Origin of the sequence: Streptomyces iconiensis (assembly GCF_028657195.3) — a bacterium.
GTDB classification, from domain to species: domain Bacteria; phylum Actinomycetota; class Actinomycetes; order Streptomycetales; family Streptomycetaceae; genus Streptomyces; species Streptomyces iconiensis.
Map to the genome: position 1 here is coordinate 118,678 of NZ_JANCPR020000013.1, position 21,781 is coordinate 140,458.

Below are 21,781 nucleotides of genomic sequence, written 5' to 3' on the forward strand. Positions count from 1 at the left end.
GCTGACGCATCCGGGGTACCCGCTGTGTCTCCCGTATCACTCCACCGTGACGGACTTGGCGAGGTTGCGGGGCTTGTCGATGTCGCGGCCCAGTGCCAGCGCCGTGTGGTAGGCGAGGAGTTGGAGCGGGATGCCCATCAGGATCGGGTCCAGCTCGTCCTCGTTCTTGGGGACGATGATGGTGCGGTCGGCCTTCTCCTGCTCCTGGTGCGCGACGGCCAGGATCCTGCCGCTGCGTGCCTTGATCTCCTCCAGCGCCGCGCGGTTCTTCTCCAGCAGGTCGTCGTCCGGGACGATCGCGACCGTCGGCATCGCGGGCTCGATGAGCGCGAGCGGGCCGTGCTTCAGCTCGGAAGCCGGGTATGCCTCGGCGTGGATGTAGGAGACCTCCTTGAGTTTCAAGGACGCCTCCAGCGCGACCGGGTAGCCGCGCACGCGGCCGATGAAGAGCATCGACTGCGCGTCCGCGTACTCCTGGGCCAGCTTCTTGATCTCCGGCTCCGACTCCATGATCTCGGCGATCTGGCCCGGGAGTTTGCGCAGCCCCTCGATGATGCGCTTGCCGTCCTTGACCGACAGGTCGCGGATGCGGCCCAGGTGGAGCGCGAGCAGGCCGAAGGCGACGACGGTGTTGGTGAAGCACTTCGTGGACACGACGCAGACCTCGGGGCCCGCGTGTACGTACACGCCGCCGTCGGCCTCGCGGGCGATGGCCGAGCCGACGACGTTGATGACGCCGAGGACGCGGGCGCCCTTGCGCTTCAGCTCCTGCACGGCGGCGAGCGCGTCGTAGGTCTCGCCCGACTGTGAGACGGCGATGTAGAGGGTGTCGGGGTCGACCACGGGGTTGCGGTAGCGGAACTCGCTCGCGGGCTCGGCGTCGGCGGGGATGCGGGCCAGCTCCTCGATCATCTGCGCGCCGATGAGGCCCGCGTGGTACGAGGTGCCGCAGCCGAGGATCTTCACCCGGCGCACGGCGCGTGCCTCGCGCGGGTCGAGGTTGAGGCCGCCGAGGTGCACGGTCGCGAAGCGGTCGTCGATACGGCCGGCGAGCACGCGGTCCACGGCGTCGGCCTGCTCGCCGATCTCCTTGTGCATGTAGGTGTCGTGGTCACCCAGCTCGTACGACTCGGCCGCGTACTCCACCGTCTCGGGGGACGAGGAGGTGCGGGAGCCCTCGGTGGTGTAGGTGCGGTAGTCGCCGGCCTTGATCGTGGCCATCTCGCCGTCGTCCAGGGTGACCACCTGGCGGGTGTGCGAGACGAGCGCGGCGACGTCGGAGGCGACGAACATCTCGTGCTCGCCGATGCCGAGGACGACGGGGGAGCCGTTGCGCGCGACGACGATGCGCTCGGGGAAGTCGGCGTGCAGCACGGCGATGCCGTAGGTGCCCTCGATGTGCCGCAGCGCCTCCTGGACGCGGGTTTCCAGGGAATCGGCCACGGAGCGCGCGATGAGGTGGGCGAGCACCTCGGTGTCGGTGTCGGAGACCAGGGTCACACCCTCGGCGCTGAGCTTGGCGCGCAGTTCGGAGGCGTTGTCGATGATGCCGTTGTGGACGACCGCGACCTTCTCCAGCGGGTCGAGGTGCGGGTGCGCGTTCACGTCGTTGGGCACGCCGTGGGTGGCCCAGCGGGTGTGCGCGATGCCGGCCGTGCCGGTGAACCGCTTGGGGATACGGTCCTCCAGGTCGCGGACCCTGCCTTTGGTCTTGGCCGTTTTCAGGCCCCCGGCGCCCTTGCCCGTGCCCCCGGACTGGATGGCGATCCCGGCCGAGTCGTAGCCGCGGTACTCCAGGCGCTGGAGGCCCTCCAGCAGCAGCGGGGCGGTGTCACGCTTGCCGATATATCCCACGATTCCGCACATGCTGTGGGTGCCTGCCTCTCCGTCGTGCCGTTTTGTGTCGTTCTTTGGTGCTCTGTGCCCGTGAGGGTGGGCTCGACCGGGGGTCTCAGCCGTAGACGATGCGGCGCAGCTGTCTGAGGGACAGCTCGGGCGGTGCCACGGCGCGATGCGGGAGTTCGGCCTCGATCACGTCGAAGATCTCCGCGTTGTTCAGCCCCCTGGACCGCAGTTCGCGGTGACGGCGGCGGACGAATTCCGTGGCCGTCTCGTCGAAGTACGCCAGAACGTCCAGGACGACCCGGGCCGCCTCGCCGCGCTGGAGCGATGTCGTACGGACCAGATGGTCGATGAGGTCGTCGTGGACCGCGGTTCGGGCTTCGAGCACGCGTCGATACTGCGGGGTCTCCGGGCCAATGGCAAGAAATCTGCCCGATTCCGGGCAGGGCGGCGGGGTGGATGGGTGAGACCGGCCGCCCGAGGGGCGAATACCGGCCTGGTACGGACCAGTTCTGGACGGGCGTGTGCCGAAGGTTCTCCGGCAGGTCTAGACCCATCAGGATGTGAGGCCGTCAGCCCACGCACGTGCCTTTCCGTCCCACTGGAGCCCATTGGAGGCCAGGTGTTCCGGCACAGACGTTCCTCGCCCTCTTCTCCCTCCTTACAGACCAAGGGCCCAAGGGCCGCCGCGGCATGGGCCGCGGCGGCCCTCGTCGTCTCACTGACCGTTCCGCAGGCGCTGGCCGGACCCCTGGGGTCCGGTTCGACCGCCGCCGAGCCCGACCCCCTGCCCGGCAAGATCGCGGGCCAGGGCACGGCCGCGCCCCGCATGGTGACGGGCCTCGACGACGCGGCGCCCGGCGCCACGGCCACCGAGGCCGCGCGGACGTACCTCGACGAGAACCGTGACCGCTACCACGTCGCGGCAGACGACGGGGCGCTGCTGACCCTTGGTACCGAGGGTTCGACGGTCCGCTTCCAGCAGCTCCACCACGGCGTGCCCGTCCTGGGCGCGCACTACCTCGTCCACCTGTCGGGCAAGGGCGCGGCGCGCGAGGTCACCGGTGTGGGCGGTGCCTACTACACGGAGCTGGCAGCGCCGACCCGGGCGACCGTCGCGGCGAAGCGCAGTGCCGCGATCGCGCGGACGACGCTGAAGGACCCCCGGCAGCGTGCCGCCGCCACGGTGCGGGACAGGGGACTCGTTGTGCTGCCGGACGGAGCGTTGTCCCAGGCGGCTTCCCCGGATGGAGCGGCGTCAGCCGACGAGGGCAGGCTCGCGCGGCACCACACCGTGCGGGTGCTCTCGGGCGGGGAGCCCGTGGTGCGTGAGGTCTATGTGGACGCGCGTAAGGGCGCCGTCGTCCTCTCGTACGACACGGTGCGGCCCGCCGAGACGCCGGCGAAGGCGACGGGCAAGGACGTACGGGGCGAGGCGGTCACCTTTGACGCGGCGCGGCAGGACGACGGCACGTACCGCATGTCCGACCTCACACGCGGCTCCCGTATCGACACCTACGACGCCGGGGGCAGGAACTACACCGACTTCCTCGGGAAGATGCCCGCCGGCATGGCGCCCGTGAGCAGCCCCACCGCCGCCTACCCGGAGTCGGCGGGGCAGTCGGGCGCCGTCAACGCGCATCTCAACTCGGCCCGTGTGTACGACTTCTACAAGTCCGAGCTGGGGCGTGACGGTATCGACGGCAAGGGTGGAACGATCACTTCCGTCGTCAATGTGTCGGCCGGAGGCGGCCCGTACGCGAATGCCTTCTGGGACGGCCAGAAGATGGTCTACGGCGGCGGAGGGGACTACCACTCCTTCGCAGCGGCGCTCGATGTCGCGGGCCACGAGATGACCCACGGTGTGATCGAACGCAGCGCCGACCTGCTCTACATGAACCAGTCCGGCGCCATGAACGAGGCGATAGCCGACTACTTCGGCAACGCCATCGAGGTCGAGGCCAAGGGCACCCCGATGTCGGACCCGGCCGCAGGGCTGGTCGGCGAGGACCTGTGCAAGACAGGAACGCCGGCTGAGTGCAGCATTCGCGACATGAACGACGGGCGCAACGCGATGGACGACTACATAGGCGTCACCGTCGGCCAGGACAGCGGGGGAGTGCACCTCAACTCCACGATCTTCTCCGGAGCCCTGTGGGACATGCGCGAGCAGCTCGACCCCAGGACGCTCGACAAGGTGGTCTACAAGGCGCTCACCGAGTACATGACGCCGCTCGACACGTTCATGGACGGGCGCAACGCCGTCGTCGCCGCCGCCATCGCGATGGACCTGGGCCTGGCCGACGTACAGAAGATCACCGCGGCGTTCGACGGGCACATGATCCACAAGGACTGGGAGCACCACCTCGGCATCGACTCGCGCAGCGTGCTGCCGAACGTCACCTCCAGCTTCGCGGCCCCCTCGGCACGCGAAGGCCGCTGGGTGCTCTCCAACTCCGACGCGACCGGCGCCCAACTGCCGTCCGTCTACACCGGCCGCACCGACGGCAAGGGCACGCCACGGCGGTTGAGCCCGGACGACGGGCGCTGGCACGAGTTCCCCGCGACGGACGGAACGTACGGGGCGTGGATGGCCATCGGTGAGGACGGCGGCGCGCAGTCCTACGACGTTCTCACGCGGCGCCTGGACAGCGGCAAGCCCAGGAGCGTCTTCGCCTCGGCCTCCGTCCAGCCGGAGGACATCGTCGTCGACGGCTACGACGTCGCCTTCACCGGCTGGGACTTCACCACCGGCGAATCGGCAGTCCACCTCGCGCGCGGCGGCAAGACCGCCAAGAAGATCGCGCTGCCCAAGGGGCACCAGGCGTGGGGCGTCGACATGCGCGAGGGCACGCTCGTGTGGACCGAGTACTGGCAGGGCGACAAGGGCCTCGTGTTCGCGCCCACCGTCTACGACATCAAGCGCGGCAAGGTCATCGCGCAGTACCCGCCGCAGGACCCCAGTGGCGAGAAGGCATCGCTCATCGGCGCCACCCGGACCGTGGGTGACCGCGTCCTGTGGACCGAGCGGGCACAGGGCGCCGGTACGAAGACCGCGATACGTTCCGGGGCGCTCGACGGCTCCGGCATCGTCGATGTCGTACCCGCCGACGCTCCCTACGCACCCGTCTCGACCGCCTTCACCGCCTCCGACGAGGCCGTGACCTACGTCAACGCCAAGGGCGGCCAGGAGTGGACGAACGAGAACCTGGCCAAGCTGCACCAGGTGCCGCTGGGCGGCGGGGCAGAGCCCGTACGGGTCTCCTGCAACCGCGGTACCCAGGTCGCTCCCGCGGCCGACTCCGGAACGGAGGTCCTGTGGATCGACGGAACGGGCGGCCAGACCGACCTGGTCACCCGCCCCGCGCCCGCCGGGACATGCTGAGGCCGGGTGCCGGGTGCCGGGTGCCGGGTGCCGGGTGCCGGGTGCCGGGTGCCGGGTGCGTGGCCGCGTGGCAGCAGGGGCGCAGGGGCGCGTGGCTGTGTGGCCAGTACCGGTTGCACGCTGCACGACCCCGTACGGGCCTTACGGCCGCACGATCCGAGTACGGGCCGTACGGCCGCACGATCCGAGTACGGGCCGTACGGCTGCACGATCCGTACGGCCGCACGCAGCACCGGCTGCACGCTCCCGTACGGCCGCGCGTGAAGCCCTCGTGAGGGGCTGAGGTGTAGCTGCCTGCCGGGGACCCGCCGCATCGCCCCCTTTCGGCGCGCGGGCCCCGGCAGGCACTATGCGAAATGCCCTGCCCATGGCATCCGTTGAGAGTGCGCGACCGCCGTAAGGAAAGACCCGGACCACCACTGGGACTCCGAAGGGACCGTTGCATGAGACGACGACTCAGACCGCTCCTGCTGATCTGCGCCTCGCTCCTCGCCGTCACCTCGCTCCCCGCCGTCCAGGCGGGCGCGGCGGCGGGACCCGACGCCGGCCGGGACTCCGGCCGGAACGCCACCGGGCCCAGGCCCCTGGACCAGGTGATTCCGGCCCCCGCCTCCGTGCGCGCCAAGGGCAAACCGTTCACCCTCACATCCAAGACCGCGATACGGGTCTCGGGCGGCCCGCACGGCAAGGTCAGGGAAGCGCGCAGGACGGCCGAACAGCTCGCCGAACTGCTGCGCCCCTCCACCGGGTACAAGCTGCCGGTCACCACCCGCCCCGGCAGGGACGGCATCCAGCTGCGGCTGGGCGGGGACCACAAGCTCGGCGAGGAGGGGTACCGCCTCGATGTGAGCGAGCGCGCCGCCGTGATCAGCGCGCGCGGCGGCGCCGGGCTCTTCTACGGCGTACAGACCCTGCGCCAGCTGCTGCCGGCCCGGATCGAGGCGCGTGAGCGGCAGCAGGGGCCCTGGCAGATCGCCGGCGGCACCATCAAGGACAAGCCGCGCTACGAGTACCGGAGCGGGATGCTTGACGTCTCACGGCACTTCTTCTCCGTGGACAAGGTCAAGCGCTATATCGACCAACTCGCCCTCTACAAGATCAACAAGCTGCATCTGCACCTCTCCGACGACCAGGGCTGGCGCATCGCCATCGACTCCTGGCCCCGGCTCGCGGAGTACGGCGGCAGCACCCAGGTCGGTGGCGGCCCCGGTGGTTACTACACCAAGGCCGACTACCGGGAGATCATCCGCTATGCCTCGGACCGCCGGCTGACGGTGATCCCCGAGATCGACATGCCGGGCCACACCAACGCGGCCCAGGCTTCCTACGCCGAACTGAACTGCGACGGCGTCGCCCCTCCCCTGTACACCGGTACCGAGGTCGGCTTCAGCTCGCTGTGCGTACCGCTGGAGCGTACGTACGACTTCGTGGACGACGTGATCAGGGAACTGGCGGCCATGACGCCCGGCCCCTACATCCATATCGGCGGTGACGAGGCGCACTCCACCAGCCATGAGGACTACGTGACGTTCATGGACAGGGTGCAGCCCGTCGTCGCGAAGTACGGCAAGACCGCGATCGGCTGGCACCAGATCGCCGCCTCGCCTGCCAAGGGCACCGTCGCGCAGTACTGGGGCTACGACCAGACCGGCGCGGAGGAGCGCAAGCAGGTGGTGGACGCGGCGAAGAAGGGCACCAAGCTCGTCATCTCGCCGGCGGACCGCTCGTACCTCGACATGAAGTACGACAAGAACACGCCGCTCGGCCTGTCCTGGGCCGGTTTCGTAGAGGTCCAGCGCTCCTACGACTGGGACCCGGGAACGTATCTGGAGGGCGTGCCCGAGGGCTCCGTACTCGGCGTGGAGGCGCCACTGTGGTCCGAGACGCTCTCGACCAGCGACCAGGTCGAGTTCATGGCCTTCCCCCGCCTCCCCGGCATCGCCGAACTGGGCTGGTCCCCCGCCTCGACCCACGACTGGGGCCGTTACAAGGAGCGGGTTGCCCAGCAGGCGCCCCGCTGGGACCAGTTGGGGATCGACTACTACAAGTCGCCGCAGGTGCCGTGGCCGGGGAAGTGAGCCGGCAGGGTTGTTCTGGAGGCGCAGCGCCCGTTCTGCGCCGTGAGGTGCACGGGGCGGTAGCGAGCTGAGCGAGCCGGGAGCGAGCCGAGTGAGCTGAGTGTGAAGCGAGCCTGGGGCGCCCGCACGATGCGGGCGCCTCTTGGCGTTGTCGGTCGGGTGGAGGGACTTGGACCGGGGGCGGGGCATCGGCCTAGGCATCAGGCGCGGTGCCGCCTTCGTGCGGTCAGAACTGGTCAAGGACCGCCTTCTTGGCGAACCGGAACTCTTCGTCGGTGAGCACGCCGCTCATATGCAGCTCGCCCAGCTCCCGTAGTCGCCGCAGCAGTTGGTCGTGGTCGGCCTCTTCGGGGGCGGAAGGGAGCGCGGAACCCGGCGCCGCGTCCTGTGGGCCCACGGGACCCGACGACGATGCCGATGCCGAGTCCGGGGCGAGGGGATGCGGGAGGCGGGCCACGATCGCGGCGGCCAGCAGCACCGAGCCACCCGTCTCGCGCGCCTGGCGTACGCCCCACAGGCTCAGGCAGTTGGGGTCGTGCTGCGGCTTGAGCGTCGGATGGGTGCCCTTGGGCCGAAACCGCAGGCTGCCGCTCTCCCAGCCGATCGCGGGCGTCCAGTCGACGCCCTCCAGCTCCTGGAGCGCGAAGCGGCGCGGGCCGCCCGAGGTCTTGCTCTGCTCGGCCATCCAGTTCCACTCGATCTGGATGCGCTCCCCGTCGAAGGACGCGGTGCCGTCCGCGCCTGCCGCCGTCAGCGGAACGGGCGGGCCCGGCAGCAGATAGCGGTCGCAGGGCGAGTCCGGCACCTCATCCAGCAGCAGCGCGTTGCGTACCTCCTCGACGACGTACTCGGCCACGCCCGTACGGTCCTTCTCCACCGCCAGCTGGTAGGGGTCCGAGGCGTCGGGCAGCCGGCCGCTCGCCACCTGGGAGAGCGGATCGGCGCCGTCGCGCAGCCGCAGCCGGAGTCTGCCGCCCTTACGACCGCCCGGCTCGTAGGCGATACCGGCGATGGCCTGGAGCGGAACGGCGATCTCACCCAGGGCCTTGCGCAACTGGTGCACATGCCGCTCGGTTCCGGGCACGATCCTGACCGTCTCGCCGTCGAAGGACCAGGTACCGGCGCGCTGGAGGATTTCCGCCATAGGCTGATTATTTCGGCTGCCGCTCCGGGGGTCATCCCCCGGAAGTCCTCCGAGCGCTTCAGCTGCCGTCCGAGCGGTTCGGGCACCGTGCCGTCCGCCCGGTTCAGGCACCGCCCGGTTCAGGCACCGGGCGGTTCAGCCTCCGACGCCCAACTCCCGTGCGATGAGCATGCGCTGGACCTCGCTCGTGCCCTCCCCGATCTCCAGGATCTTCGCGTCCCGCCACATGCGGGCCACCGGATACTCGTTCATGAAGCCGTACCCGCCGTGGATCTGCGTGGCCTCGCGGGCGTTGGTGACGGCGCTCTCGGAGGAGTAGAGCTTGGCCAGCGCCGCCTGCTTCTTGAAGGGCTCACCCACCAGCAGCCGTGAGGCGGCGTCCCGCCAGGCGATACGGGAGGTGTGGGCGCGCATCTCCATGTCGGCCAGCTTGAACTGGATCGCCTGGTTGGCGCCGATCGGTTTGCCAAAGGCGGTACGGGTGTTGGCGTACTCCACCGACTCGTCGACGCAGCCCTGCGCGAGGCCCGTGGCCAGCGCGGAAATCGCGATCCTGCCCTCGTCGAGGATGCGCAGGAACTGGGCGTACCCCCTGCCCTCTTCGCCGAGCAGATTCGCCTCCGGGACGCGGACGTCGGCGAAGGACAGCTCGTGGGTGTCCGAGGCGTTCCACCCCACCTTGGAGTAGGCGGGCGCGACCGTGAAACCGGGGGTGCCGGAGGGAACGATGAGCGTGGAGATGCGCGGCGCACCGTCGTCCTTGCGGCCTGTGACCGCCGTGACGGTGACCAGGCCCGTGATGTCCGTACCGGAGTTGGTGATGAACGACTTCGTACCGTTGATCACCCACTCGCCCGTCGCCTCGTCGCGTATCGCCGTGGTGCGCGTGCCGCCCGCGTCCGAGCCGAACCCCGGCTCGGTCAGCCCGAAGGCGCCCAGCATCTCTCCCGCGCACAGGCGGGGCAGCCAGGTGCGCTTCTGCTCCTCCGTGCCGTACAGATACAGCGGCATGGCGCCGAGCGAGACCCCGGCCTCCAGGGTGATCGCCACCGAGGAGTCGACCCGTGCCAGCTCCTCCAGGGCCAGGCACAGGGCGAGATAGTCGCCGCCCATGCCGCCGTACTCCTCGGAGAAGGGCAGGCCGAACAGGCCCATGGAGCCCATCTGCCGGACGATCTCGTAAGGGAACTCGTGGCGCTCGTAGAACTCCCCGATCTTGGGGGCCACGACGTCATGCGCGAACTCCTCCACCGTGCGGCGGAGTTCCTCGTGCTCGGGGGAGAGGCGGTGGTCGAGAGCCATGCTTCAGTGCTCCTTGTGGGAGGCCGCACCGGCGAGGGCGCGGACCGTACGGGAGGGGCTGGGGCGGCCCAGCCGCTCGGCCATCCAGACGCTTGTGGCGCTGAGCGAACCGAGGTCGGTGCCGGTCTCGACACCGAGACCGTGCAGCATCCAGACGAGGTCCTCTGTCGCGAGGTTTCCCGTGGCGCTCTTCGCGAACGGGCAGCCGCCGAGGCCGCCGGCCGAGGCGTCGACGGTCGTCACGCCGTGCTGGAGCGCGGTCATGGTGTTGGCGAGTGCCTGGCCGTAGGTGTCATGGAAGTGGACGGCCAGGCCCGTCCCGTGCAGCCCGTCGCCGTCCAGTGCGGAGAGCAGCGCCGCGACATGGCCCGGTGTGGCCACGCCGATCGTGTCGCCCAGGCTCAGCTCGTCGCAGCCCATGTCAGCGAGTGCGCGGCACACGCGGACGACCTGCGCGAGGGGGACGGGGCCTTCCCACGGGTCGCCGAAGCACATCGACAAGTAGCCGCGCACCCGCAGCCCTTCCCCCTTGGCCTGGCTCACCACCGGCTCGAACATCGCCAGCGACTCGTCCACCGTGCGGTTCAGATTGGCCTTCGCGAAGGACTCGGTCGCGCTCGCGAACACCGCGATCTCCCGCGCCCCGAGCGCCAACGCGCGCTGCAAGCCCCGCGCGTTGGGGACGAGAACGGGGAGGCGGACACCGCGAAGGGCCGTGCCCGTGCCTGTGCCTGTGGCCGTGCCTGTGGCCGTGTCCGTGCCTGTGTCCGGGCCCGGGCCCGTGCCCGTGAGGAGGGGGTACAGCTCTTCCGCGTCGGCGAGTTGGGGCACCCACTTGGGGTGCACGAAGCTCGTTGCCTCGATGGTGTCGAGCCCCGCTGCCGCCAGGCGCCGGATGAACTCGGCCTTCACCTCGACGGGTACGACCGTCTTCTCGTTCTGCAGGCCGTCGCGTGGCCCGACCTCGTGGATACGTACCCGCTCGGGCAGCCCCTCCATGGGGAACACCATCGGCAGCGCCGCCGGGCCTTCGTCCGTCGCGGGTGTCGCTCGTGCGTCACTCATGCCGCGCCCTCCTTCGACCCGTTCTTCCGGGGCTGCGGTGCCGTATCTGCGGAAGGAGCGGGGGATGCCCCTCCTTCTGGGGGTGCCTTCTGCGCGGAGAGGGACCCGTGCGCCTCCGGCGCGTCCTGCGCTCCCTGTGTCTCCTGCGTCTCATGGGGGTCCACGACCGCGAGTACCTGGTCCATGGCGACCGTGCTGCCTGCCGTGACGTCCAGTTCGGTCACCGTGCCGTCGTGCGGTGCCGCGACCACGTGCTCCATCTTCATGGCCTCGACGACCAGGAGGCTCTGGCCCGCTGTCACCACGTCGCCGACCGCCGCCTTGACCAGGGTGACCGTGCCGGGCATGGGTGCGGTGAGCGCGTCCACGCCGTGTGCGCCGACAGCTCCTTGCAGTGCGGCCTCCACCGGGTCGTACGCGCGCACCTGCCATGCCTCGCCGTCCCTGCCGAGCCAGACCGCCGGGGCGCCGTCCTCCTGGGAGAGGGCCCGGCTGAAGGTGAGGGTGACGCCGTCCCACTCCATGCGTATCCGCGAGCCGTGCCCCGCCCCGGGTGCGAGCCGCGCCCTGACCGGCGTCGCGCCGTCGATGCTCACTTCCAGGTCGGCGACGCCTTCGCCGCCGGCGGGCAGCGGCCGGACTCCGATCCGGACCGGTTCGCGCCCCGGCACCCGCATCGGGTGCACCGTCCAGGCCGGCTCGCCGCCGAGCCGCCAGCCCGACGGCTCAGCGAACGGGCTGATCCAGCCGGTGACTTCGCCGTCAGCTGCCCGTGCCGAGGACGCCCCCAGCTCCGCCTGCCGCAGCAGCGCCACGGCGCCGTACACCTCGTCGGGCACCCCGTCCGGCACCAGTCCGGCCGCCGCGCGCTCGACCAGGCCCGTGTCGAGATCCCCCGAGACCACCTCCGGGTGTGCCAGCAGCCCGCGCAGGAACGCCGCGTTGGTGTCCACGCCCAGCACCGTCGTACGGGCGAGCGCCGCGCGCAGTCCCCGTAGCGCCGAGGGGCGGTCGGGGCCCCAGACGATGACCTTGGAGAGCATCGGGTCGTAGGTGGTGCCCACCTCCGTGCCCTCCGCGAGGCCCGAGTCGGTGCGTACGCCGTCGCCCTCCGGCTCGTCGAGCAGCAGCACCCTGCCTGCCGAGGGAAGGAAGTCGACCCGACCGCCGCCGCCTCCTCCGGTGCCGGCCTCGCCGCCCGGGTCCGCTGCGATACGGGCCGTCTCGGCGCAGATACGGGCCTCGACCGCGTGACCGTTGAGCGCGATGTCCTTCTGTCCGAAGGCCAGTGGCTCTCCCGCCGCGACACGGAGCTGCCACTCGACGAGGTCCAGCCCTGTGACCAGTTCGGTGACCGGGTGCTCCACCTGGAGGCGCGTGTTCATCTCCATGAAGAAGTACGCCCCGGAGCCGTCGCCCGGAACGATGAACTCGACCGTGCCGGCGCCCCGATAGCCGCACGAGCGCGCCGCGTTCACGGCTGCCTCGCCCATCGCGGCCCGGGTCTCCTCGTCCAGCAGCGGGCTGGGCGCCTCCTCGATGATCTTCTGGTGGCGCCGCTGGAGCGAGCACTCGCGCTCGCCGAGGTGCAGTACCCCGCCGTGCCCGTCGGCCAGCACCTGGATCTCGATATGGCGGGGGCGGTCGACCCAGCGCTCGACCAGCAGCCCGTCGTTCCCGAAGGCGCCGCGTGCCTCACGCCGTGCGGCGGCGATCTCGTCGGGCAGCGCCGCCGCTTCCCGTACCAGACGCATGCCCTTGCCGCCGCCTCCTGCCGACGGCTTCAGCAGCACGGGCAGCCCCGTGTCCCGTGCCGCCACGGCCAGTTCGGCATCGCTGAGCCCGCTGCCCGAGGAACCGGGCACGACCGGTACGCCCGCTGCGCGCACCGTCTCCTTGGCGCGGATCTTGTCGCCCATCAGCTCGATGGCGTGCGCGGGAGGGCCGATGAAGGTGAGCCCCGCCTCTTCGCAGGCCCGCGCGAACGCCGCGTTCTCCGCAAGGAAGCCGTAGCCGGGGTGCACGGCCTGCGCCCCGCTGCGGCGTGCCGCCTCCAGCAGCCGCTCGGCGCTGAGGTAGCTCTCGGCCGCCGAAGCGGGGCCGATGCGCACGGAGGTGTCGGCCTCCCGCACGTGGCGCGCGTCGGCGTCCGCGTCGCTGTGCACCGCGACCGCGCGTACGCCCAGCGCCCGGAGCGTACGGATCACCCGTACCGCGATCTCGCCCCGATTGGCCACCAGCACCGTGTCGAACATCGGTCCTCTCCTCGCCATCCCGCTCCCGCTCACATCCGCCCCGTTCACCGCGACACCTCCGGTCGGTTCCGCTCTGGTGCGCTCACATCCGGAAGACGCCGAACCGTGGCGCGTCCGGATCGCGGTGCGGAAGCGGTGCGTTGGCACACGCGGTGAGCGCGAGCCCCAGCACCTTTCTGGTCTCCAGCGGATCGATCACGCCGTCGTCCCACAGCCGCGCCGTGGCGTAGTAGGCGTTCCCCTGGCTCTCGTACTGGGCGCGGACCGGGGCCCGGAACGCCTCCTCGTCCTCCGCGCTCCACTCCTCGCCGCGCGCCTCCAACTGGTCCCGCTTCACGGTGGACAGAACCGAGGCGGCCTGCTCGCCGCCCATCACGGAGATCTTGGCGTTCGGCCACATCCACAGGAACCGAGGGCTGTAGGCCCGTCCGCACATCGAGTAGTTCCCCGCGCCGTAGGAGCCCCCGATGACGACGGTGAGCTTCGGCACCCGCGCGCAGGCGACGGCCGTGACCATCTTGGCGCCGTGCTTGGCGATGCCCCCCGCTTCGTAGTCCCTGCCGACCATGAAGCCCGAGATGTTCTGGAGGAACAGCAGCGGGATGCCGCGCTGGTCGCACAGCTCGATGAAGTGGGCGCCCTTCTGGGCCGATTCGGAGAACAGGATGCCGTTGTTGGCCACGATGCCGACCGGGTGGCCGTGCACATGCGCGAACCCGGTGACCAGCGTCGTGCCGTACTCCGCCTTGAACTCCTGGAAGCGGGAGCCGTCCACCACGCGAGCGATCACCTCGCGTACGTCGTAGGACGTACGCGAGTCGGCCGGCACCGCGCCGTACAGTCCGGCCGGGTCCACCGCCGGTTCCTCGGAGGGCCGCACCGTCCAGGGCAGCGCCGAGGGGCCCGGGGGAGCGGGGAGGGTGGAGACGATGTGCCGCACCGTGCGCAGCGCGTGCGCGTCGTCCTCCGCGAGATGGTCGGTGACGCCCGAGACCCGGGAGTGCACCTCACCGCCGCCCAGCTCCTCGGCCGTGACGACCTCGCCTGTCGCGGCCTTCACCAGCGGGGGGCCGCCGAGGAAGATCGTGCCCTGCTCGCGCACGATCACGGCCTCGTCGCTCATCGCGGGGACATAGGCGCCGCCCGCCGTGCAGGAGCCGAGCACGGCCGCGATCTGCGGAACCCCGGCAGCCGACATCCGCGCCTGGTTGAAGAAGATCCGGCCGAAGTGCTCGCGGTCGGGGAAGACCTCGTCCTGCATCGGCAGGAAGGCGCCGCCCGAGTCGACGAGATACAGGCAGGGCAGCCTGTTCTCGAACGCGATCTCCTGGGCGCGCAGATGCTTCTTCACCGTCATCGGGTAGTAGGTGCCGCCCTTGACCGTGGCGTCATTGGCGACGATCACCACTTCGCGGCCCGAGACCCGGCCGATCCCGGTGATCAGTCCAGCGGCGGGAGCCGCACCCTCGTACATTCCGTCGGCCGCCAGCGGAGACAGCTCAAGGAACGGGGAGCCCGGGTCCAGGAGCGCGTCCACGCGGTCGCGGGGCAGCAGCTTTCCGCGCGCGGTATGGCGCGCGCGTGCCCTCTCGCCGCCGCCGAGCCTGGCGGCCGACAGCTTCTCACGCAGCTGCCCCGCCAGCTCGCGGTGCGCCTTGCTGTGCCCGGAGGCGGCGGCCGAGGCCGGGTCGACGGCGCTCTTCAGGCGCGGCGCGACGGGACCGCCGCTCACGCCGCCCGCGCCGTCCTTCACGGCCCGCACCGTCTGCTCGTCCATATCGCTGAGCCCCCTCGCACACACGACACCGCGAGTTAGTCATCGTTAACTCGACGCCACCAGGTTAACGCTCACTAACGCGCCTGTCTAGAATGGACGGCATGAGCACCAGGACGGCCGCAGGTACGGCCGCACCGAACCGGCGTGAGCAGATCCTCCGCGAGGCGGCCAGGCTCTTCGCCGAGCGCGGCTTCCACGGTGTGGGCGTCGACGAGATAGGAGCCGCGGTCGGTATCAGCGGGCCGGGGCTGTACCGCCATTTCGCGGGCAAGGACGCCATGCTCGCCGAGCTGCTCGTCGGTATCAGTGAGCGGCTCTACGAGGGCGGAAGGCAGCGTTCCGAGAGAGCCGGGGCCGAGGGCCTCACGCCGGCTGCGGCGCTCGACTCGCTGATCGAGGGCCATATCGACTTCGCGCTGGACGACCGCGAGTTGATCACCCTCCACGACCGCGAGCTGGACCGGCTCAGGGAGGCCGACCGCAAGCGGGTGCGCAAGCTCCAGCGGCAGTACGTCGAGCTGTGGGTCGGCGCCGTCCGCGCGCTGTATCCCGGCCTGACCGAACTGGAGGCCCGCGTCTCGGTGCACACGGTCTTCGGGCTGCTCAACTCCACCCCGCATCTGAGCGGCACCTCGGCGCTGCCCGGCAGGAACACCACGGCGGCGCTGCTGCACCGCCTCGCGCGCGGCGCTCTCGCGGCTGCCTCGCCCGCCGCCGACCCCGCTTACGGGGAGGGCGGGCCTGGACAGCCGAGGTGACCGCTCGGTAGCTTGAGACCGGAAGCTGAGCAAGCGCTTAGCCAAGGCCAGGGTGACGAGGAGGCGTGCTGTGCGCCGCACGGTGTTCAACGAGGACCACGAAGCGTTCCGCCAGACGATCCGCGACTTCATCGCGGCGGAGGTCGTGCCCTACTACCCCGAGTGGGCCGAACAGGGCTACGTACCGCGCGAGTTCTACAAGAAGCTGGGTGAGCTGGGCGTCTTCGGCATAGAGGTGCCCGAGGAGTACGGCGGCGCGGGTGAGACCAGCTTCAAGTTCAACGCCGTGATCACCGAGGAGTGCGCCCGCGCGGGTGTCGGCTTCGGCGGCTCCAGCGTGCACACCGCGCTGTGTCTGCCGTACATCCTCAAGTACGGCAACGAGGAGCAGAAGAAACGCTGGCTGCCTGACTTCGTCTCCGGCGAACTGATGACCGCCATCGCCATGACCGAGCCCGGCACCGGCTCCGACCTGGCCGGCATGAAGACCACGGCGAAGCTGTCCGAGGACGGCACGCACTACGTCCTCAACGGCGCCAAGACCTTCATCACCGGCGGCGTCCAGGCCGACCGCGTCATCGTGTGCGCCCGGACGGCGCCGCCCACGCCCGAGGACCGCAGGGGAGGCATATCCCTGCTCGTCGTCGACACCAGGAGCGAGGGGTACGCGGTCGGGCGGAAGCTCGACAAGCTCGGGCTGCGCGCCTCCGACACCGCCGAACTCTCCTTCACCGACGTCAAGGTGCCGGTCGCCGACCTGCTCGGCGAGGAGGGCAAGGCGTTCTCCTACCTCGGCCAGAACCTCCCGCAGGAGCGGCTCGGCATAGCCCTCGGCGCGTACGCCATGTCCGCGGCGGCCGTGAACTTCGCCTACGAGTACGTCAAGGAGCGCACGGTCTTCGGCAAGGAGGTCGCCTCCTTCCAGAACACCAAGTTCGTACTCGCCGACTGCAGGGCGGACGTCGACGCGATGCAGGCCGTCGTCGACCGCGCGCTGGAGGCCCTGGACGCGGGCGAACTGACACCGGCCGACGCCGCCTCGGCCAAGCTCTTCACCACCGAGCTGGCGGCCAAGGTCATCGACAAGTGCCTCCAGCTGCACGGCGGTTACGGCTACATGCTCGAATACCCGATCGCCAACCTCTACGCGGACACCCGCGTCTCGCGCATCTACGGCGGCACCAGCGAGGTCATGCGCTCGATCGTCGCGAAGTCCATGGGCCTGTGAACGTGGACGAAGACCATGTGCCCGTGAACACGGGCGCAGCGGGGAAGGGCGGGGAGCTGGGCGACGAACTCGCTTCCCTGCTCGACCTGCTCGACCTGGAACGCGTCGAGCAGGACATCTTCCGCGGCCACAGCAGGTCGGCGCTCGTGCCCCGCGTCTTCGGGGGACAGGTCGCAGCGCAGGCGCTGGTCGCGGCGTGCCGCACCGTCCCCGAGGGGCGGCTGCCGCACTCCCTGCACGCGTACTTCCTGCGTCCCGGCGACCCGGGTGCGCGGATCGTGTACACCGTCGACCGGATACGCGACGGCCGGTCCTTCACCACCAGGCGCGTGGTCGCCGTGCAGCACGGACAGCCGATCTTCCATCTGTCCGCCTCCTTCCAGGTGCAGGAGGAGGGGATGGAGCACCAGGAGCCGATGCCCCACGCGCCCGACCCCGAGACGCTGCCGACAGCGGAGGAGACCCTTCCGCGCTACCGGGAGCTGTTCCTCGATCCCCAGGTGCCCGAGCGGCTACTGAAGGCGCGCGCCGCCGTCGACCTGCGCTACGTGGAGGAGCCGCCCTTCGGCCGTGTGGGCAGGCCGGGCGAACCGCGCTCCCAGGTGTGGTTCCGCACCAACGGCAAGCTGGACGGCGAGCGGGACGACCCCATGCTCCACATCTGCCTGGCCACCTACGTCTCCGACATGACGCTGCTCGACTCCGTCCTGCTCGCGCACGGACGGGGCGGCTGGGCCGTGGGGGACGTGGTGGGCGCCAGCCTGGACCACGCGATGTGGTTCCACAGGCCGTTCCGCGCCGACGAATGGCTCCTGTACGACCAGGAGTCCCCGACGGCGCAGAGCGGCCGGGGACTCGCCAAGGGCCGGATCTTCACCCGCGACGGGAAGCTCGCGATCTCGGTGATCCAGGAAGGCGTGGTGCGGATCCCGCGCGAGAGCTGACCCCGGTGGTGACCGGCGCACGCGCGGGACCGTTCCCGTACAGGGCGTCGAAGAGGGACAGCCACTGCTGTGGGTTCACGTGTCCCACTGGTGCCGGCTCGGCCAGTCCGAGGTCCCGGAACGCCGCCCGTACCCGCCGGGTGGGGTGGCGCCGGCAGAGCGTCGCGAACAGCGAACCGCCCACCCCGGTGAAGCCGTGCGCGGTGAACTCCCCGTAGTACGGCAGGGCTTCGCGTGCCAGTAGCGGTACGGTTCGGCGCTCCACGCGCAGCACGGCGGCGTCGGTGCGCGGCACCGGCGTGAAGTGGTGGCGTGTCACGCGCGCGAGCAGCCGCCACTCGTACTCGGGCCATGTGCGCACCGTCAGCAGGCTCCATCTGCCGTGCCCGCCGGTGCGCTTGCGCGCGTACTCATGTTGCGTGACGAGCGTCGCCGAGGTCAGTGACGGCGCCTCCAGGCACCACCGGACGATGTCCGAGGTCCGGGAGAAGGGGATGTTCCCGACGACGGCGAACGGTTCACGCGGCGGCAGGGACCGCAGGAAGTCGCCCTGTACCGCGCGGACATGGGCGAGGCCGCGGGTGCGTGCGCTGAGACGGGCCATGAGGGCGGGATCGACCTCATGGGCGACGAGCCGGTCGCAGCGGCGGGCGAGGGCACGGGTGAGCACCCCCTCGCCCGCGCCGGGTTCGACCACGAGTTCACCGGCGCCGGGTGCGGCGAGGCGCACGACGAGCCCGACGGCGTACGGGGAGTTCAGGAAGTTCTGGGAAAGCGTCTTGCGGCGGCGTGCCACGGATGAGGTCCTCTGATCGAGGACAGGCCGGAGCTGGGATGCCAGGACCTGCCCGATGCGGTGGAGACATCGGTGGCCCTGCGCGCGCAGGACGGAATGCGGAACGCGTCAGCGGAGCACGCGCCGACGGAGAACATGTCGGCGGGGGACGTGCCGACGCGGCATGTGCCGACGCGGAACACGTCCGCGCCGTGGACCGGGCGGTCCACGGTGATACGGGCGAGCTGTGCGGTCAGGCGTCCTGGCGCAGGGCCGGGGTCCCGCGCTTACGCGCCGCGAAGAAGCAAGCGAAGGCAGCCATGCCACGAACCCTAGGAAGCCACGTCAGAGGCCCGCAAGGGAATTTCCGGCGGTGGAGGGAGGTGTGGCGGCCGGGCGCGCCGCTGGAGACGCTGAAGGTCCGCACCGCACCGACCGGGCGTCACGCGGCCCCGACCAGGCCCGCGGCCTCCAGCAAGTAGGCCGTCATCGGCTCGTAGAAGCGCGGGTTCACCACGTGGTCGTCCAGGGGGACGGTGACAGCGAGCGTGTCCTCGGCCTCGCCGAGGAAGAGAGCCGGGTCGTTGCAGTCGGCGAAGCCGACCGTGGTGAGGCCGTGCTGCGCTGCGCGGCCCGCCCATCCGTGGTCGGCGACGACCAGGTCGGGCAGGGGCTCGCCCGCCTCCCCGAGGGCACGCAGGACGGCGGCCATGGGCTCGGGGGAGTGGGTGTGCCACAGCGAGGCGCCGCGCTCGTAGGCGGCGACGCCCTGGAACTGCACCACGACCCCGTCGTCGGCGAAGACGCCCACAGGGGCGCGGACGATGTCGCAGCCCACGGCGCGCAGGGCCGTCGCGAGGGTGCCGTGCATGTCCAGCAGGGCGCCGGGGTGCCCGGTCGCGAACAGCACACGCCGCTGCCCCTCCGCCGCCTTCCGCAGCTCGGCGGCTGCCCTGTCCAGCGCGCCTATGGTCAGCTCGGGGTCGATGGTGTCCTGGCCCGTGCGGTAGTCCGGGTCGTCGTTGACGCCGCAGCGTTCCGCCATGACGGCGAGCACGTCCTGTTCGTCGGCCCAGCGCTCGCCCAGTTCCAGGCCGAGCCAGTAGTGCCGGTCGCCGTTGGCGAGCTTCCTGTAGTGGTCGAGATTGTTCTCGCGCGGCGTGGCGACATCTCCCGTGATGCGGGTGCGCAGCAGGTGGCTGGACAGCTCGTCGCGGGAGGGTGGGGCCGGCAGCGGCAAGGGAAGTGTCACCGGCAGGAGAGGCTGTGGCATGAGTCCATTGTGTCTCGTACGGGCGCTCGATGGACGGAGTGTCCAAAAGGCGGCCCGCCGCTCCTCAGATCCGTCCATCTTCCGGACGGCTTCCGGGTGCCTACGCTCTGCGCCATGACCAGCAGTGAGAACGCTCCCCGTGGCCCCGTCGACTCGTCCCGTGTGCCCCGTTACGCCGGTCCCGCGACCTTCGCGCGACTGCCCCGTATCGACGAGACGGGAGGCCGCGCGGATGTCGCGGTGGTCGGCGTCCCCTTCGACTCCGGCGTCTCGTACCGGCCCGGCGCCCGCTTCGGTGGCAACGCGATCCGGGAGGCGTCCCGCCTGCTGCGGCCCTACAACCCGGCGCAGGACGCCTCGCCGTTCGCGCTGGCGCAGGTCGCGGACGCGGGAGACATCGCCGTGAACCCGTTCGACATCGGGGAGGCGGTGGGGACCGTGCAGGACGCCGCCGACGCGCTGCTGGACTCGGGCGCCCGGCTGATGACGCTCGGCGGCGACCACACCATCGCGCTGCCGCTGCTGCGTTCCATGGCGCGCAAGCACGGGCCCGTCGCCCTGTTGCACTTCGACGCGCATCTGGACACCTGGGACACCTACTTCGGCGCTGCCTACACCCATGGCACCCCGTTCCGGCGGGCCTCCGAGGAGGGGCTGCTGGACACGGCCGCGCTCTCGCACGTGGGTACGCGCGGTCCGCTGTACGGCAAGAAGGACCTGGACGAGGACGAGAGGATGGGCTTCGGGATCGTGACCTCGGCCGATGTGATGCGCCGTGGCGTGGACGAGGTGACCGACCAGCTACGGCAGCGCATAGGGAACCGGCCGCTCTACATATCGGTCGACATCGACGTGCTCGACCCGGCGCACGCGCCCGGTACGGGGACACCGGAGGCGGGCGGGCTCACCTCGCGTGAACTGCTGGAGATTCTGCGCGGGTTGGCCGACTGCCATCTCGTCTCGGCGGATCTGGTGGAGGTCGCGCCCGCCTATGACCACGCGGAGATCACTTCTGTCGCCGCCTCGCACACGGCATATGAGCTGACGACCCTCATGTCACGGCAGATCGCTGAGGCCCGTGAGAAGGGTCCGGACACGGACTAGTGCGGTTTCCGGCCGTGTTGGGGACGGGGTGGTTCCGCTCTGATGCGGGAAGCGACGCCCGGTCGGAGAGGGGGCTGTGGGGCACACGGCCGAACCCCGCTGGTGGACGGGGCTTGACGGGAGCCAGGAAAGTGTCCGCGCCAGTCACTATCTGCCACTGGTTTAACACGGGACGTTACTGAATTTGATCGGTCGATGTGCATTGCGTGGAAGTTCTCGACAGACTGCACGACGTAATCCCGCGCGGGACGGCGGCGCGGAGCGGTAGGCGGCAGGGCTGGCCTCGTGGGGGGTGCCTGTCTGCACGCGCCCAGGGACGCGCCGCCACGGCCGGGGCGGTCTCGGAGGAGCTGACGCTCGTCCGGGCCGCCCTCGGTCCCCGGGGCCCGCGGCCGGTCGGGGGGTCGGCCGCGAGCCCGTACGGGAGCACCGCCGGATTGCGTGAGGGTCACCTCGATGCCCGGGCGTGAAGTCGGGGCGATGGTGCGGGAACGCTGAGGTGGCGACTGCGGCGCTGGGCGCCTTCCGCGCCGCCTCCCATTCTTGTACCGGTATTAGTATCGCGGCATGGTACGTACTCCTCTCACGCAGCTGGAACGCGAACGCGGCCGGTTCCTGGGCAGCTTGTTGCGCGCCGCGCGGGGTGCGCGGAGCATCACGGAGGTCGCGGCAGTGGCGGGCATCTCCCCCGAGACCCTCCGCAAGATCGAGACAGGCCGCGCTCCCACACCCGCCTTCTTCACCGTCGCCGCGCTCACCTCGGCGCTGGGGCTGACGCTGGACGAGGTTGCCGCGCGGTGCGCAGCCGTGACCGTTCTGGACCTGGGTCCGGGCGTAGACGTGGACGCGGA

15 protein-coding genes and 1 pseudogene are annotated in these 21,781 nt (G+C 70.6%); 7 read left to right on the plus strand and 9 right to left on the minus strand.

Annotation, left to right across the window (positions count from 1 at the left end; genetic code table 11):
• Positions 1–36: 36 nt before the first annotated feature.
• Together glmS and NMN56_RS15425 are read right to left on the minus strand one after the other, a co-directional pair.
• Complete coding sequence (glmS, locus tag NMN56_RS15420; protein ID WP_274043820.1) at positions 37–1,866, minus strand: glutamine--fructose-6-phosphate transaminase (isomerizing); 1,830 nt, start codon at positions 1,864–1,866, stop codon at positions 37–39.
• A gap of 85 nt (positions 1,867–1,951) precedes the next feature.
• The gene (locus tag NMN56_RS15425; RefSeq protein ID WP_274043821.1) at positions 1,952–2,230 is read right to left on the minus strand and encodes a hypothetical protein; all 279 of its coding nucleotides are present in this window, start codon (positions 2,228–2,230) and stop codon (positions 1,952–1,954) included.
• A gap of 234 nt (positions 2,231–2,464) precedes the next feature.
• Here NMN56_RS15425 and NMN56_RS15430 point away from each other — a divergent pair, with 234 nt between their 5' ends.
• Together NMN56_RS15430 and NMN56_RS15435 are read left to right on the plus strand one after the other, a co-directional pair.
• Positions 2,465–5,227 carry a M4 family metallopeptidase gene (locus NMN56_RS15430; protein ID WP_274043822.1) on the plus strand — a complete coding sequence of 921 codons (2,763 nt, stop codon included), beginning with the start codon at positions 2,465–2,467 and terminating at the stop codon, positions 5,225–5,227.
• 443 nt (positions 5,228–5,670) lie between these two features.
• Complete coding sequence (locus NMN56_RS15435; RefSeq protein WP_274043824.1) at positions 5,671–7,305, plus strand: beta-N-acetylhexosaminidase; 1,635 nt, start codon at positions 5,671–5,673, stop codon at positions 7,303–7,305.
• A 226-nt stretch (positions 7,306–7,531) separates the two neighbouring features.
• On the opposite strand, the gene NMN56_RS15440 is transcribed toward NMN56_RS15435, so the two are convergent.
• From NMN56_RS15440 to NMN56_RS15460, 5 genes are all read right to left on the minus strand, one after another.
• Entirely contained in the window at positions 7,532–8,449 is a 918-nt protein-coding gene (locus NMN56_RS15440) for a DUF4429 domain-containing protein (protein ID WP_274043825.1), read from the minus strand.
• A gap of 135 nt (positions 8,450–8,584) precedes the next feature.
• Positions 8,585–9,751 carry an acyl-CoA dehydrogenase family protein gene (locus tag NMN56_RS15445; protein WP_274043826.1) on the minus strand — a complete coding sequence of 389 codons (1,167 nt, stop codon included), beginning with the start codon at positions 9,749–9,751 and terminating at the stop codon, positions 8,585–8,587.
• Between the two features lie 3 nt (positions 9,752–9,754).
• On the minus strand, positions 9,755–10,816 hold the full coding sequence (locus NMN56_RS15450) for a hydroxymethylglutaryl-CoA lyase (RefSeq protein WP_274043827.1): 1,062 nt from the start codon (positions 10,814–10,816) through the stop codon (positions 9,755–9,757).
• Complete coding sequence (locus NMN56_RS15455; protein ID WP_274043828.1) at positions 10,813–13,071, minus strand: ATP-binding protein; 2,259 nt, start codon at positions 13,069–13,071, stop codon at positions 10,813–10,815. Before NMN56_RS15455 ends, NMN56_RS15450 begins: the two co-directional genes overlap by 4 nt.
• A gap of 82 nt (positions 13,072–13,153) precedes the next feature.
• Complete coding sequence (locus NMN56_RS15460; protein WP_274043829.1) at positions 13,154–14,848, minus strand: carboxyl transferase domain-containing protein; 1,695 nt, start codon at positions 14,846–14,848, stop codon at positions 13,154–13,156.
• 101 nt (positions 14,849–14,949) lie between these two features.
• Between NMN56_RS15460 and NMN56_RS15465 the strand changes: the two genes are divergently transcribed.
• The 3 genes from NMN56_RS15465 (at position 14,950) to tesB (ending at position 17,778) form a co-directional block, all read left to right on the plus strand.
• A complete protein-coding gene (locus tag NMN56_RS15465) occupies positions 14,950–15,606 on the plus strand; it encodes an SACE_7040 family transcriptional regulator (RefSeq protein ID WP_274043830.1) in 657 nt (218 codons plus the stop codon).
• Between the two features lie 70 nt (positions 15,607–15,676).
• Entirely contained in the window at positions 15,677–16,834 is a 1,158-nt protein-coding gene (locus tag NMN56_RS15470) for an acyl-CoA dehydrogenase family protein (RefSeq protein WP_274043831.1), read from the plus strand.
• A 56-nt stretch (positions 16,835–16,890) separates the two neighbouring features.
• Positions 16,891–17,778 (plus strand): acyl-CoA thioesterase II, encoded by an 888-nt coding sequence (tesB, locus tag NMN56_RS15475; RefSeq protein WP_274043988.1) that lies wholly within the window; start codon positions 16,891–16,893, stop codon positions 17,776–17,778.
• Here the strand turns inward: tesB and erm are convergent.
• Both erm and NMN56_RS15485 read right to left on the minus strand, forming a co-directional pair.
• Positions 17,708–18,574, minus strand: coding sequence for an ErmE/ErmH/ErmO/ErmR family 23S rRNA (adenine(2058)-N(6))-methyltransferase (gene erm / locus NMN56_RS15480; protein ID WP_274043833.1), 867 nt, complete (start codon positions 18,572–18,574; stop codon positions 17,708–17,710). The genes tesB and erm overlap by 71 nt on opposite strands.
• Positions 18,575–18,995: 421 nt before the next feature.
• Positions 18,996–19,826 (minus strand): phosphatase, encoded by an 831-nt coding sequence (locus tag NMN56_RS15485; protein ID WP_274043834.1) that lies wholly within the window; start codon positions 19,824–19,826, stop codon positions 18,996–18,998.
• Positions 19,827–19,940: 114 nt separating this feature from the next.
• Between NMN56_RS15485 and speB the strand changes: the two genes are divergently transcribed.
• Together speB and NMN56_RS15495 are read left to right on the plus strand one after the other, a co-directional pair.
• Complete coding sequence (gene speB / locus NMN56_RS15490) at positions 19,941–20,930, plus strand: agmatinase (protein WP_274043835.1); 990 nt, start codon at positions 19,941–19,943, stop codon at positions 20,928–20,930.
• A gap of 567 nt (positions 20,931–21,497) precedes the next feature.
• Positions 21,498–21,740: pseudogene (locus NMN56_RS15495) on the plus strand (helix-turn-helix domain-containing protein); the annotation flags it as partial.
• Positions 21,741–21,781 lie beyond the last annotated feature (41 nt).

What these genes read in the sequence shown, in the direction of transcription:
- NMN56_RS15455 (WP_274043828.1), bottom strand. Translation starts at nt 13,071, where the DNA reads ATGTTCGACACGGTGCTGGTGGCCAATCGGGGCGAGATCGCGGTACGG.
- NMN56_RS15445 (WP_274043826.1), bottom strand. Translation starts at nt 9,751, where the DNA reads ATGGCTCTCGACCACCGCCTCTCCCCCGAGCACGAGGAACTCCGCCGC.
- NMN56_RS15465 (WP_274043830.1), top strand. Translation starts at nt 14,950, where the DNA reads ATGAGCACCAGGACGGCCGCAGGTACGGCCGCACCGAACCGGCGTGAG.
- NMN56_RS15450 (WP_274043827.1), bottom strand. Translation starts at nt 10,816, where the DNA reads ATGAGTGACGCACGAGCGACACCCGCGACGGACGAAGGCCCGGCGGCG.
- speB (WP_274043835.1), top strand. Translation starts at nt 19,941, where the DNA reads ATGACCAGCAGTGAGAACGCTCCCCGTGGCCCCGTCGACTCGTCCCGT.
- NMN56_RS15435 (WP_274043824.1), top strand. Translation starts at nt 5,671, where the DNA reads ATGAGACGACGACTCAGACCGCTCCTGCTGATCTGCGCCTCGCTCCTC.
- NMN56_RS15485 (WP_274043834.1), bottom strand. Translation starts at nt 19,826, where the DNA reads ATGCCACAGCCTCTCCTGCCGGTGACACTTCCCTTGCCGCTGCCGGCC.
- NMN56_RS15440 (WP_274043825.1), bottom strand. Translation starts at nt 8,449, where the DNA reads ATGGCGGAAATCCTCCAGCGCGCCGGTACCTGGTCCTTCGACGGCGAG.
- NMN56_RS15460 (WP_274043829.1), bottom strand. Translation starts at nt 14,848, where the DNA reads ATGGACGAGCAGACGGTGCGGGCCGTGAAGGACGGCGCGGGCGGCGTG.
- glmS (WP_274043820.1), bottom strand. Translation starts at nt 1,866, where the DNA reads ATGTGCGGAATCGTGGGATATATCGGCAAGCGTGACACCGCCCCGCTG.